Consider the following 13,028-nt stretch of genomic DNA (forward strand, 5'->3'; position numbering starts at 1 on the left):
GTTCGGCATGTCGTACATCGGCCGACGATCCGAACCGGCCTGGTCGAACGTAAGGACCACAGCGGGATCACGTCAACGGGCGCCCGGCCACCGAAACTTCCGAAAGCCACCGCTCAGGTGCGCAGGGCGCTCGGGCTGCCCTCCAGTCGGCCGAGCAACTCCCCGAGCAGGTCGGCGAGTTCGTCCTGACCCTGCGGGGCGAGGACGGAGAGTACGGCGGTCTCGTAGGCGAGTTGTTCCGGGAGGATTCCGTCGACGAGCTCGCGGCCCGTGTCGGTGAGGCGGACATGGGCGACGCGGCGGTCGCGGGTGTCGCCGCGGCGTTCGACCAGACCGCGTTCGGTGAGCTGCTTGAGGCGCTTGGTGACGGCGGCACCGGAGGAGAAGGTCTCGCGGGCGAGCTCGCTGGGGGTGAGTTCGTGGCCGGTGCGGCGCAGGGCGCCGAGCAGGTCGAACTCGGAGCGGCTGAGGCCGGCCCGGCGCAGCGGGGCGTCCTCGGCCTGCTGGAGGAGGGCGGCACAGCGGTTGATGCGGCCGATGATCTCCATGGGACCGGTGTCGAGGTCGGGGTGGACGGCCTGCCACTGCAGGACGACCGCGGAGACGGTGTCGCCCCTGGTCACGCCCGCCTGCCGCCCGTTCGCTGCCGTCATGGCCGTATGCCCTCCGAGCTCGCGCTCCAGTGCAGCCCCTGCTGCCGTACCGTTGCGGCGAGCGTACGGTGTCCGGTCTGCTCGGCGCGCACGACCCGCTCCTGGGGCAGGGCGCGCTGCCACCACTCGCCGGAGGCGGCGTCGAGCGTGGCGCGCAGGTCGGCCAGCGCGGCGGCGAGGGAGCGACGCGAGGCCTCCAGGGCGGCGGGTGCGGGGGCGGGCTCGGCCAGGAGGCGGGCGGTGCGCTCACGGGCGCGCTCGGCGGTGGCCAACGCCTGCTCCACTCGGTCACCGGCGCGCCGGTTGGTGACGGCGACGGCGGCGAGGAAGCCGACCAGGGCGCCGACCACGGTGTCGACGACCCGCTCGGTGATCAGCTGTCCGGGTTCCTGGAAGCGGGTGAACTCGGTGATGAGCAGAGCCATCGGGGTCACGCAGACGCTGCCGAGCCAGTAGTTGCGGCTGATCAGGGCCTCGGCGCCGAAGTTGAAGGCGAGACAGACGAGGACCAGGGCCGCCTGGCCCAGGTGGGCGAGCGGGGCGACGGCGGCGAAGAGGAGCACACCGACGAGGTTGCCGACGACGCGCTGGACGCCGCGGCTCCAGGTGAGCGCGAGGTTGGCCTGGTAGAGGGAGGCGGCGGTGACCAGGGCCCAGTACGGGCGGCCTATGCCGAGGGCGAGGGAGGCGTAGCCGGCCAGGGCGCAGCCCAGGGCGGTACGGATCGCGAGGGGGGTGAGCGGGCCGAGCCTGGTCCACAACGGGCGTGCGGGGGCGGCGAGTTCGGCTTCGGCACCGAGGAGTTCGTCGGTGCCGCGCGGGTCGTGCAGCTCGGGGACCGGGCCGGTGCCGCACACCTCGCACGCCCAGGTGCGCAGCAGCTCGGGGTCGGAGTCGGCGGGCGCGGCGAGGGCGACCTCGGCGCGGACGACGAGGCGTTCGAGGGCGCGCCGGGTGCGGGGGTGCCCCGTCGCCAGGAGTGTCTGCCAGGCGGCCTGGATGGCGGCGGCCGCCGCGGCACGGGAGCGGGGGTGCCCGTCGCCTGCCGGGTGGGCTGCGGCATACGCGGCGGCGGCGTTCAGGGCCTGGGCGGTGGCCCTGCGCTCGGGGCCGTGCGGGCGCAGCAGACCGGGTGCCATGCCGACGAGCCAGGCCCAGGCGCCCGCCGCGAGAGCCAGGGCGAGATGTCCCGGGACCTGGGCGAGGGTCTGCGGGGCGAAGAGGGAGGCGGAGCTGATGAAGGTGAGCACCACATTGCCGGGCGGGCCGATACGGGTCGCGTCGCACAGCACCTTCTGTACGGCGGCGAGCAGGGCGCCGACGGTGACCAGCACGACCGCGCTCGAGGTGACGGAGGCCGCGGTCAGGGCGACGGCGAGGCCGCCGACCATGCCGAGGACGACCCACGTGAGGGCGCGGGCCCGGGCGGCGTACGGGCGGTTGTGGGCGTAGAGGGCGCACAGCGATCCGGCCATCGTGTACACGGCGAGGTCGAGCCGGCCGAGCGCCAGGAGGGTGAGGTTGGGCGGGGCGACCGCGGCGACCACGCTCAGGGCGGGCTTGAACCAGATGTCGGAGGGGCGGCCCAGGCGCAGCACGCCGGCCAACGGAAGGTGTGCCATGTGACATAACATTAGCAGGTGTTTTACTCGTAAAGAATACCCCCAGCACCCCGCTCACCCGCCGTGCTCCCTCGAATGCCCCCCGTGTACATCCTTGCGCTCGCGTGCGCGCCGCATGGCCCGGGCATCGACGGACTGTCGAGACCTTCGAGCGGGGAGGTGCGCGTGCACGGACCGGCTTCGCCCGGCTGGCTGCTGGTCGCGCTGTGTGCGGCGACCGGGGCCTACTGTCTGCTGCGGATGCGCAGCACCGTCGAGGAGCAGCGCCGGGCCGCGGGGGGCGAGGCGCTGATGGGGTTCGGGATGGCGGCGATGGCCGTACCGACGGCGGTCTTCAGCCCGCCGTCGTGGACCTGGCCGCTCTACGCGGCCGTTTTCGGTGCCGCCGCGCTGCGCGCCCTGTGGTCGGCCCGTACGGACGCGCACCATCTGCACCATCTGGTCGGCACCTCGGCCATGGTCTACATGGCGGTCGTGATGGCCGCCTCGCCCGGACACCATGCCGGGCACGGGAGTTCGTCCGGGGTCCCGCTGGTGACGGGGGTGTTGTTGCTCTACTTCACGGGCTATGTGCTGCTGTCCGGCGTACGGCTGATACCCGTCGCCGCGGGCGGCGAAGGCGCCGCGGGATGGGGCGACCGACCGGAGTTGGCGCGGGCGTGCCGGTTGTCGATGGGGATCGCCATGACGGCGATGCTGATCACGCTCTGAGCCGGCGGGCCGCTGCCTCGCGACCGTTGCCTGCGTCACTTTGCCGTGGCAGCCGGTGTCGCGGAGGGCGGGCCGCTCATAGGGTGATCGCCATGATGGTCCCCGCGGCACTGTTGCTGCTCGGCGCGCTGGCCGCCGTGGTCGCTCCCCGGCTGCTCGCCCGGGCCGACTGGCCGGACCGGGAGCCGGTGGTCGCGCTGTGGGTGTGGCAGTGCGTGGTGGCGGCGGTACTGGTGTGCTGTGCGCTGTCGATGACGCTGAGCGCGGCGGCCGCCTGGCAGGCGGTGCGGGGCGATGTGTTCGCCACGGCGCCGCACGGGGTCGTGGACGCGTACGCGCTGCGGACGACCGGGCCCTGGGCGGCGGTGACCGCGGTGGTGCTCGCGGGGGCCGGGCTGTGGAGCGGGGCGATGCTGGTCCGTGAGGTCGTACGGGCGCGTACGCGACGTCGGCGACGGCGGGCCGAACTCCTCGTCCGTGCACCGCTGTTGCCCGGGGAGGAGCCCACGGGCGGGCAGTTGGTCGTGCTGGAGGGCGAGCGGGCCGACGCCTGGTGGCTCGCCGGCGCGGCGCCCCGACTCGTGGTCACCACGGCCGCGTTGCGCCGGCTGAAGGGGCGGCAGCTGGATGCCGTCCTCGCGCACGAGCAGGGGCATGCGCAGGCCCGGCACGACTGGCTGCTGCACTGCTCGGCGGCGCTGGCCGGCGGGTTTCCGCAGGTGCCGGTGTTCGCGGCGTTCCGCGACGAGATGCACCGGCTGGTCGAACTGGCCGCCGACGACATGGCCTCCCGCCGCCACGGCCGGCTGACCACCGCGCTCGCCCTGGTCGAACTCAACGAGGACCGGGGCGTGTTCGGCCCCTCCCCCACACCCCAGGCCCACGTCCCGCAACGCGTCCACCGCCTTCTCACCCCACCCGACCGACTCCCGGCCATCCACCGACTGGGGCTGACGGCGACGGCCGCGCTGGTGCCGGCGGTGCCGGTGCTGGTGGCGTTCGTGCCGGGGTTGCGGGCGTTGGGGTAGGAGGAGCTTTTCCGGGCAGGAGAGCCGGGAGACGCAGAAACCACCCCGTATTGGCCTCCCGCCCCAACCGTCGGCGAGGATCACTTCATGCACTCCCCGTCCGTCGACTCCCCGCCCCGCCCGCCCGACCACCGCCCCGCCGCCCGCGCCGCAGCCGCCCTCGCGCTGTGCTCGTCCCTGTTCCTCGTCCTGGTCGCGGTCGAGTGGCACCCCTTGTTCGGCCTCGACGGCGACATCGCCCGGACCACCCACCGCTGGGCCGTGGAAGAGCCCGGCCTCACCCACGTCTTCCGCATCCTGACGGACTGGGTCTGGGACCCGTGGACGATGCGTCTGATCACGGCAATCGTCGTGGTGTGGCTGGCATGGCGGCGTTCGGCATGGCGGACGGCGCTGTGGCTCGCGATCACGGTCGCGCTGGGCTCGGTGCTCCAACAGTCCCTCAAGGCGGCGGTCGACCGCCCCCGCCCCGTCTGGCGCGACCCCGTCGACTCGGCCCACTACTCGGCCTTCCCCTCCGGGCACGCGATGACCGCGACCGTCGCCTGCGGCCTCCTGCTGTGGCTCGTCCACCACTACGGCACCGGCCGCACCCGGTGGCGTACGGCCCTGTGGGTGGCGGTGATCTCGGTGATCGGTGTCGGCCTGACCCGGGTGTGGCTGGGCGTCCACTGGCCGTCGGACGTGATGGGCGGCTGGCTGCTGGGGGCGACGCTGGTGGCGGCCGCCGTGGCGGTGCACCGGCGGTGGGTGCCGTCCGCTTCGCCGAAGCCGACGGGCCTGGTCGGCCAGCGTAAAGGACGGCATTCGTGGCTGTTCAGGTGAACCTGTGATGCGCCGACGTGAGCGCTGCGCGGCGTTCTTCCGTGGCCTCGGGATGCCGGAGAAGTTCCGCTTTCCTTCCGAAGGCGAGCCGCACCAGGCCGAGATGGAGGCCGCGGGCGTCCGGATCGGGTTCAGCTCGGCCAGTGTGGGCCGTGAACTGTTCGGCATCGCCACGGCGCCCGGTGAGAACACCGAGGTCGTCCTGGGGTGCGCCGATCTCGACGAGCTGCACCGGACGGCGCTCGATGCGGGAGGCGAGTCACTGACGAGCCCGGCCGACCCGCCCGACGGACGACTTCGGTGCTCCTGGCTGCGCGACCCTGAGGGTCACCGCGTCAAGCTCGTGCAGGAACGCACCTGAACCATCGCCCCGTAGGATCCCCCCATGCTCGCTGTCCTCTTCGACTTCTCCGGCACCCTCTTCCGTATCCAGTCCACCGAGTCCTGGCTGCGCGGCGGGCTGAAGGAGGCCGGGATCGTGCTGCCGGAGCCGGAGATGGTGCAGACGGCCAAGGCGTTGGAGGCGGCGGGGGCGTTGGCCGGTGGGGTGGCCCCGTCGCACGTGCCCGAGGAGCTCGCCGAGGTGTGGCGGCTGCGGGACGAGAGCGCGGAGCTGCATCGGGCCGCCTATACCGGGCTCTCCCGCCAAGTACCGCTTCCCGACTCGGACTTGCATGATCTGCTCTACGACCGGCACATGACGCCGGCCGCGTGGACCCCGTATCCCGATGCCGCCGAAGTGCTCTACGGGCTGTGCGAACAGGGGCTCGGCATCGGCGTGATCAGCAACATCGGTTGGGATCTGCGCCCGGTCTTCGAGGCGCACAACCTGGACCGATTCGTCGACGCGTACGTGCTGTCGTACGAACACGGCATCCAGAAGCCCGACCCACGGCTGTTCGCCATCGCCTGCGAGGCGCTCGAGGTCGAACCCCGCGACGTGCTGATGGTCGGCGACAGCCGGGAGGCGGACGGCGGTGCGGCCGTCCTGGGCTGTCAGGTCCACTTCGTGGACCATCTGCCGGCGGACCGGCGGCCGGACGGGCTGCGTCCGGTGCTGGCCCTGGTCGACTGACCCGGGCCGCTACTCGAGGTAGCCCTCCACCTGCGACGACGGCCGTACGCTCGCCTCGTCCGGGTTCTCCCCGAACTCCTCCTTGGCACGCCGCTGCCGCAGCAGGTCCCAGCACTGGTCGAGCTCTCGCTCCAGCTGCCCCAGCCGCTGGTGCTCCGTCTCGTTGTCGATCTCTCCGGACGCGAGCGACGCGCGCAGCTTCCGCTCGTCCTCGACCATCTCCGTGATCCTGCCCAGGATCCGCTGGTCCTGTTCCATGTCCGTACGCCTCCTCGGCTCGGCACCGATTGACCACTGTAGGGACGGCAGGGGCGCTGTGCGGCAGGGTTCGAACGACGAGGACCGCGCAAGTAGTCGCCTCAGGACACCTTCAGGGGCGAAGAAACCGCCCGCCTGAGACGATCCCCCGCGTCGCCCCAGACAGACGGCAGCCCCGACCAGATCCTTGGAGGCATCGGCCCGGATGCGCTGAGTATAGTTGGCTGGCAGCCAGTCAACGCAGGAGTTACAGCATGTCCCCGCGCAGCGCCTCGGTCAATGAAGAGTTGCGGAGACGTTCCCGGGAGCGGCTCCTGCAGGCGGCCGTCGAGATGGTCGGCGAGCACGGCTACGAGGCGACGACACTCGGCGACATCGCGGACCGGGCCGGTTCGGCGCGCGGCCTGGTGTCCTACTACTTCCCGGGCAAGCGGCAGCTCGTGCAGTCCGCGGTGCACCGGCTGATGCACCGGACGCTGGAGGAGGCGCTGGAGCGGGAGCCGCGTACCGAGGACGGGCGGGAGCGGATGGCGCGGGCCGTGGACGCGATCCTGGAGCTGGCCCGGGACCGGCCCGTGCTGATGCGTCAGCACATGGCGGGGTTGCTGCAGGCGGAGGGGTTCGTGCAGTGCCCGGAGCAGCAGCGGCTGGCCGAGTTGTTGCGGGACACCGTCGTACGGCACGGGTCGGCGGACGTCGACACGGACTATCCGATGCTGCGGTCGCTGCTGATGGGTGCCGTCTACGCGATGGTGCTGCCCAATGCGCCGATGCCGATCACGACCCTGCGGGCCGAGCTCTTCGAGCGCTACCGGCTCGACTGGGAGATGGGCGTCCCGCCGGACTCTGGGGAAGCGTCCGGCGGGACTCGGGAGACCGACCTGTCACGGTTCTTCGCGACCGGCGACGGTCCGGACGAGGAGCACGGCCGGCCCGATCAGTCGAAGTAGTCCGGCTGCGACTGGACGTTGAGCTCGTCCAGCCGGACCCACTTCGCCGGATCGGTGCGCCGGTCGGTGAGTTTGAGGACGTCGAGGCCCTTGGCGATGTCGTTCGAGTAGATGTGGCCGTTGTAGTAGTACGCCGACCACGAGCCGCCGACCCTGAGGGTGTCCGTGGTCAGCGGGCCGCGCTCGAAGTAGGCGATCTCCTTCGGGTGCGCGGAGTCGGTGAACTCCCAGACGGAGACGCCGCCCTGGTACCAGGCCTGCACCATGATGTCCTTGCCCCTGACCGGGATCAGCGAGCCGTTGTGGGCCACACAGTTCTCGGTGTCGGCCTGGTGGCGGGGGATCTTGTAGTAGCTGCGGAAGACCAGTTTGCGCTTGTCTCCCTTGCCGACGATGTCGTAGATGCCGTCGGCACCGCGGTCCGGACCGACGGCCGCGTTGCAGGTGGCCGCACCTCCGCCGCCCAACTCGTCCGTGAACACGACCTTGTCGGCCCTCTGGTTGAAGGTCGCCGAGTGCCAGAAGGCGAAGTTGACGTTGTCCTGGACCTGGTCGATGACCTTCGGGTGCTCGGGATCCTCGATGGAGAACAGGATGCCGTCGCCCATGCAGGCGCCCGCGGCCAGGTCCTTCGAGGGCAGCACGGTGATGTCGTGGCAGCCGGTGGTCTTGGAGACGCCCGGGTTGGTGGGCGCGCCCGGGTTGCCGCCGCCGTCCGGGCCGTCACCGGGGAAGAGCACCGGGAAGCCCACGACCGCGGCCTTCTCGGGGTGACTGCGGGGCACCTTGATGACGGAGATCCCGTCGTGCGGCGGCTGACAGTCGGGGTAGGTGGCGCTCGGCGAGTACGAGGAGACGTAGATGTAGACGTTGCGGCGCTCGGGGACGAGCGTGTGGGTGTGCGAGCCGCAGGCGGTCTCGACGGCGGCGACGTACCTGGGGTTCCTGATGTCGCTGATGTCGAAGACCTTCATGCCCTCCCAGGAGGCCTTCTCGGTCGCGGGCTGCGTGGTGCTGTTGCAACTGCTGTCGCTGCGCGAGGAGTCGGTGGACAGGAAGAGCAGGTCTCCGGAGACGGAGATGTCGTTCTGCGAGCCGGGACACAGGACCTGGGCGACCGTCTTCGGCGCCTTCGGGTTGCCGATGTCGAAGATGCGGAAGCCGTCGTAGTTGCCGGCGAAGGCGTACCGGCCCTGGAAGGCGAGGTCCGAGTTGGTGCCGGCCAGTGCGTCCTTGGGGATGTTGACCAGGGGCTCGATGTTGGCGGAGTGGGCGGTCTCGTCCTGGCCGGGTATCTCACCGCTCCCGATGGCCGCGGCCGCCTCGGCCCGGGCGCTCTCGGATACCTCCTTCTTGGCGGCCGGGGCGTCCCCGGGGTCGGGGGTCGCGGCGGCCGGACCCGCGGTCAGCAGCGCGGCCAGGAGACCGGCCGCGGCGGCGGCAACTCCCAGGCGTCTGTGCCGGGTTCGGGACGCGTTCGACAGGATCACTGTTTCCTCCCTTGTTCCGTTGGTGGCGGAACGGTTCACGCACCCCCGAAGTATCGTCTTTATCATGCCCAGATCAATAGATGGCAATGAAGTCGTAATGAAGGTCTTCTCTCGGTCATGGAGAGCCCTGGCCGTGACGGCTCTGGCCCTGTCGGCGCTGACGGGTTGCGACTCCGGCTCCGACGCCAAGTCGTCGGCGCCGAGCGGCTCTTCGGTGATCGTGCCGGGCAGGCCCGGCGAGGTGAACCGCACCCTCTCCGCCGCCGACGCCGCCGAACAGCGCGCCGAGGACGACTCCCCCAACTCCGCGGACGTCGCGTACGCCCGCATGATGATCCGGCACCACACCCAGGCCCTGGAGATGACCGAACTCGCCCCGCGCCAGGCCGAGTCGACTCAGGTCAAGCGACTGGCGGCACGCATCGCCGCCGCCCAGGGGCCCGAAATCACCGCGATGCGGGGCTGGTTGAAGACCCACGGCAAGGCGGAGAACGCCGACGACCACGACCACGAGGCCATGCCCGGCATGGCGACGGAGGCCCCACTGAAGAAACTACGCGCGGCGGAGGGCAAGGCCTTCGACGAGCTCTTCCTCACCCTGATGATCACCCACCACGAGGGCGCGATCACCATGGCCACGGATGTGAAGGCCCAGGGCAACAACATCCTGGTCGAGGAGATGGCCGACGACGTGATCGCCCAGCAGACGAGCGAGATCACACGGATGCGCTCGCTGCTGTGACCGTCGGCGGGGAGGGTGGACCGGCCGACTCGACCAGGCGACGGGGCGGGTCAGCGGCGTGCATGGCTGGGCGTCAGGAAGCCCGCGTCCCGGGCCTGCGGATTCATCCTCAGTTGACTTGCGGCGGCTGCGTCCCGTCGCGCACATCACGGCCCCTCGATCCAGTCGGCGAGCGCGTCGACGCGGGCGCCGTCCGGGCACGCCAGCCGGACGGTGAACCACTTCGTGACGCTCTCGTCCTCCTGAACCTCCCACGCGGGCCACACGGACACCACGCCGTCCGTCGGGAAACGATCAGAAGGATGAGGACAGGATGCTTCCAGCGCATACACAAAGTAACCTCATGATCACACTCCATACGAATGGACCCACACCCGTGTGGCGCACCTGCACCCTGTCAGCGCAGCACCGCCGGTGCGATGCTGGAGTCGTCAGCGATCTCCTGTCGTAAGGAGTTCCGCCGTGCTGCATGTCGCCGTCGTCGGCTCCGGGCCGAGCGGGTGCTACACCGCCCAGAGCCTCGTCCAGCTGGACTCCGGGGTGCGCGTCGACGTCCTGGACCGGCTGCCGTGCCCGTACGGCCTGGTGCGGTACGGCGTGGCGCCGGACCACGAGAAGATCAAGTCCCTGCAGAACAACCTGCGTGCGGTGCTGGAGCACGAGCGGGTGCGGTTCCTGGGCGGCGTCCAGATCGGGCCCGGCGGGGTGTCGGCCGAGCGGCTGCGGGAGCTGTACCACGCGGTGGTGTACTGCGTGGGCGCGGCGACCGACCGGCATCTGGGCATCCCGGGCGAGGACCTGCCGGGCAGCTGGTCGGCGACGCAGTTCGTGTCCTGGTACAGCGCCCATCCGGACGCCGGCGAGGACGGCTTCGTCCGTGACGCCCGCTCGGCCGTGGTCATCGGTGCGGGCAACGTCGCGGTGGACGTGACGAGGATGCTGGCCCGGGGCGCGACGGAACTGGCCCCGACCGACGTGCCCCAGGCCGCACTCACCGCCCTGGCCGCGAGCCGGGTGACCGACATCCACATGGTGGGCCGCCGCGGCCCGTCCCAGGCCCGGTTCACCACGAAGGAACTGCGCGAGCTGAGCCGTCTGCCGGACGCCGAAGTGGCGGTGGACCCGGCGGAGTTGGCACTGGACCCGGCATACACCGACCCGTCCGCACTGCCGGCGGCCCAGCGGCGCAACGTGGAGGTGCTGCGGGGGTGGGCGAACAACACGACCGGCCTCGCTGCGAGCACTCCTCGCAGCATCACCCTGCGCTTCTTCCTGCGCCCCGTCGAGCTCCTCGCCGATGGGGGGCGCGTGGGCGCCGTGCGCTTCGAGCGGACCGTGCCCGACGGGCTCGGCGGGGTGACCGGGACGGGGCAGTTCGAGGAGATCGAGGCGCAGTTGGTGTTGCGGTCCGTGGGGTATCGCGGAGTGCCGTTGGAGGGGCTGCCCTTCGACGCGAAGGGCGGGACCGTGCCGCATCTCGGCGGGCGTGTGCTGCGCGAGGGTGTCGTCGCGGCGGGCGAGTACGTGGCCGGTTGGATCAAGCGGGGCCCGACCGGGGTCATCGGCACCAACCGGCCGGACGCCAAGGAGACGGCGACATCACTGCTGGAGGACGCCCCTGCGCTCGCGGCGAAGGACCTGCCCGGGGATCCGCTCACGGCACTGCGCGCGGCGGGCGTCGAGCCGGTGCCGTGGACGGGCTGGCAGGCCATCGAGCGGGCCGAGGCGGCGCTCGGGGCCTCGCTGGGGCGGAGTGTGGTCAAGCTGGCGGACTGGGAGTCGCTGCTCGCGGCGGCGCGGACGACGGCTCCGTGACGAACGCGCACGACGGCCTCGCAGCAGAGTCGGACGGGGATCGGTGGGCAGGACACACATCGGCAACAACCCAGAAATCAACAAACTGTTTAAGCCTCTTACGGTCTCGTGCTGTTCGGATGCCCCCTCCCCTCCGCCGCTCTGGAGTGCCCATGGCCACGACCACCCCTGTCCATCCCGTCGACGAGGTCCCACCCGCACGACAGTTGGCCGCCTTCGGCCTCCAGCACGTGCTCGCGATGTACGCCGGCGCGGTGGCCGTACCGCTGATCGTGGGCGGTGCGATGAGGCTGTCGCCCTCGGACCTGGCGTATCTGATCACCGCAGACCTGCTGGTCTGCGGTATCGCGACGCTCATCCAGTGCGTGGGCGTCTGGCGGTTCGGTGTGCGGCTGCCGATCATGCAGGGCTGTACGTTCGCCGCGGTGTCGCCGATGGTGCTGATCGGGACGACGGGCGGCGGACTGCCCGCGATCTACGGTTCGGTGATCGTCGCGGGGCTCGCGATCATGCTGCTCGCGCCTGCGTTCGGGAAGCTGCTGCGGTTCTTCCCACCGCTGGTCACCGGCACGGTCATCCTGATCATCGGGGTGTCCCTGCTTCCGGTCGCGGGCAACTGGGCCGCGGGCGGGGTCGGTTCGAAGGACTTCGGGGAGCCGAAGAACCTGGCGCTGGCCGGCTTCGTGCTGCTGGTGGTGCTCGGTGTGCAGCGGTTCGCGCCGGCGTTCCTCAGCCGGATCGCGGTGCTGCTCGGCATCTTGGTGGGGCTCGCGGTGGCGGTGCCCTTCGGGTTCACGGACTTCAGCGGGGTCGGGGACGCCGACTGGGTGGGCATCAGCACGCCGTTCCACTTCGGCACGCCCACCTTCCATGCCTCGGCGATCATCTCGATGCTGGTGGTGGCGCTGGTGACGATGACCGAGACGACCGGTGACCTGATCGCGGTCGGCGAGATGACGGGCCGCGGGGTCGAGCCGCGCCCGCTCGCGGACGGACTGCGCGCGGACGGACTGTCGACCGTGCTGGGCGGCGTCTTCAACACCTTCCCGTACACGGCGTACGCGCAGAACGTGGGCCTCGTCGGCATGACCCGCGTCCGCAGCCGCTGGGTGGTGGCCACCGCGGGCGGCATCCTGGTCCTGCTCGGCCTGTTGCCCAAGCTGGGCGCGGTCGTCGCGGCCGTGCCGGCGCCGGTGCTGGGCGGCGCCGGTCTGGTGATGTTCGGGACGGTGGCCGCGAGCGGCCTCAGAACCCTCGCCCAGGTGGACTTCAAGGACAACCACAACCTCACGGTCGTGGCCGTCCCGGTGGCCGTGGGCATGCTGCCGGTCGGGGTGCCGACGGTCTACGAGAAGTTCCCGGACTGGTTCCAGACGGTGATGAACAGCGGTATCAGCGCGGGCTGTCTGACGGCGATCGTGCTGAACCTGCTCTTCAACCACCTTCCCTCGAAGGCGGGTTCACCCGCCGAGGCGGGCGTCCTGCCGAGTGGCGGCGGCGAGCAGGGCGTCGAGGAGTCCCGGGAAGAGGTCGTCTAGGTCCTCGCGGCGCAGGCCGTTCATCTTGGCCGTGCCCCGGTAGATCTGCCGGATGACCCCCGCTTCGCGCAGCACCCGGAAGTGGTGCGTGGACGTGGACTTGGTGACCGGCAGCTCGAACTGCGAACAGGAGAGCTCGTCGCCGTCGGCGGCGAGCTCTCGCACGATCCGCAGCCGCATCGGGTCGGAGAGCGCGTGCAGCACGGCTTCCAGCCGGAGGTCGTCGCGGGCGGGGTGCGGCAGGTCGCGGCCGGCGGTGGCGGGGACGGGGGCGGGGGCGGGGGTACTCACGGCAGCCATTGTACGAGAGGCATCGTAGTT

Annotated in this window: 15 protein-coding genes; 9 read left to right on the top strand and 6 right to left on the bottom strand. The window is 71.2% G+C overall.

What is annotated here, in order from left to right; all coding sequences use genetic code 11:
- Positions 1-113 precede the first annotated feature (113 nt).
- Entirely contained in the window at positions 114-653 is a 540-nt protein-coding gene (locus tag ACWC09_RS09585; RefSeq protein WP_450849975.1) for a MarR family winged helix-turn-helix transcriptional regulator, read from the bottom strand.
- Positions 650-2,275: an FUSC family protein gene (locus ACWC09_RS09590; RefSeq protein ID WP_450849976.1), complete on the bottom strand. Its 1,626-nt coding sequence runs from the start codon at positions 2,273-2,275 to the stop codon at positions 650-652. The genes ACWC09_RS09585 and ACWC09_RS09590 overlap by 4 nt, the downstream gene beginning before the upstream one ends.
- Positions 2,276-2,440: 165 nt before the next feature.
- Here ACWC09_RS09590 and ACWC09_RS09595 point away from each other — a divergent pair, with 165 nt between their 5' ends.
- From ACWC09_RS09595 to ACWC09_RS09615, 5 genes are all read left to right on the top strand, one after another.
- Positions 2,441-2,986 carry a DUF5134 domain-containing protein gene (locus ACWC09_RS09595; protein ID WP_450849977.1) on the top strand — a complete coding sequence of 182 codons (546 nt, stop codon included), beginning with the start codon at positions 2,441-2,443 and terminating at the stop codon, positions 2,984-2,986.
- A gap of 92 nt (positions 2,987-3,078) precedes the next feature.
- Positions 3,079-4,014 carry a M56 family metallopeptidase gene (locus ACWC09_RS09600; protein WP_450849978.1) on the top strand — a complete coding sequence of 312 codons (936 nt, stop codon included), beginning with the start codon at positions 3,079-3,081 and terminating at the stop codon, positions 4,012-4,014.
- An 87-nt stretch (positions 4,015-4,101) separates the two neighbouring features.
- Positions 4,102-4,839, top strand: coding sequence for a phosphatase PAP2 family protein (locus ACWC09_RS09605; RefSeq protein ID WP_450849979.1), 738 nt, complete (start codon positions 4,102-4,104; stop codon positions 4,837-4,839).
- A gap of 7 nt (positions 4,840-4,846) precedes the next feature.
- A complete protein-coding gene (locus ACWC09_RS09610) occupies positions 4,847-5,200 on the top strand; it encodes a VOC family protein (protein WP_450849980.1) in 354 nt (117 codons plus the stop codon).
- 24 nt (positions 5,201-5,224) lie between these two features.
- Complete coding sequence (locus tag ACWC09_RS09615; protein WP_450849981.1) at positions 5,225-5,914, top strand: HAD family hydrolase; 690 nt, start codon at positions 5,225-5,227, stop codon at positions 5,912-5,914.
- A 9-nt stretch (positions 5,915-5,923) separates the two neighbouring features.
- Here ACWC09_RS09615 and ACWC09_RS09620 read toward each other — a convergent pair whose 3' ends face one another.
- Positions 5,924-6,172, bottom strand: coding sequence for a DUF2630 family protein (locus ACWC09_RS09620; RefSeq protein WP_450849982.1), 249 nt, complete (start codon positions 6,170-6,172; stop codon positions 5,924-5,926).
- Positions 6,173-6,426: 254 nt separating this feature from the next.
- Here ACWC09_RS09620 and ACWC09_RS09625 point away from each other — a divergent pair, with 254 nt between their 5' ends.
- A complete protein-coding gene (locus tag ACWC09_RS09625; RefSeq protein WP_450849983.1) occupies positions 6,427-7,122 on the top strand; it encodes a TetR/AcrR family transcriptional regulator in 696 nt (231 codons plus the stop codon).
- Here ACWC09_RS09625 and ACWC09_RS09630 read toward each other — a convergent pair.
- Positions 7,110-8,612, bottom strand: coding sequence for an LVIVD repeat-containing protein (locus tag ACWC09_RS09630; protein WP_450849984.1), 1,503 nt, complete (start codon positions 8,610-8,612; stop codon positions 7,110-7,112). The genes ACWC09_RS09625 and ACWC09_RS09630 overlap by 13 nt on opposite strands.
- Before the next feature lie 97 nt (positions 8,613-8,709).
- Between ACWC09_RS09630 and ACWC09_RS09635 the strand changes: the two genes are divergently transcribed.
- Entirely contained in the window at positions 8,710-9,354 is a 645-nt protein-coding gene (locus ACWC09_RS09635) for a DUF305 domain-containing protein (RefSeq protein ID WP_450849985.1), read from the top strand.
- Between the two features lie 146 nt (positions 9,355-9,500).
- Here ACWC09_RS09635 and ACWC09_RS09640 read toward each other — a convergent pair whose 3' ends face one another.
- Entirely contained in the window at positions 9,501-9,626 is a 126-nt protein-coding gene (locus ACWC09_RS09640) for a DUF6214 family protein (protein ID WP_450849986.1), read from the bottom strand.
- A gap of 190 nt (positions 9,627-9,816) precedes the next feature.
- Between ACWC09_RS09640 and ACWC09_RS09645 the strand changes: the two genes are divergently transcribed.
- A complete protein-coding gene (locus tag ACWC09_RS09645; RefSeq protein ID WP_450849987.1) occupies positions 9,817-11,169 on the top strand; it encodes an FAD-dependent oxidoreductase in 1,353 nt (450 codons plus the stop codon).
- A gap of 152 nt (positions 11,170-11,321) precedes the next feature.
- Positions 11,322-12,707, top strand: a complete 1,386-nt coding sequence (locus ACWC09_RS09650; RefSeq protein WP_450849988.1) for a nucleobase:cation symporter-2 family protein — start codon at positions 11,322-11,324, stop codon at positions 12,705-12,707.
- On the opposite strand, the gene ACWC09_RS09655 is transcribed toward ACWC09_RS09650, so the two are convergent.
- Positions 12,630-12,998, bottom strand: a complete 369-nt coding sequence (locus ACWC09_RS09655; RefSeq protein WP_450849989.1) for an ArsR/SmtB family transcription factor — start codon at positions 12,996-12,998, stop codon at positions 12,630-12,632. The genes ACWC09_RS09650 and ACWC09_RS09655 overlap by 78 nt on opposite strands.
- Positions 12,999-13,028 lie beyond the last annotated feature (30 nt).

Source organism: Streptomyces sp. NPDC001617 (assembly GCF_053596855.1).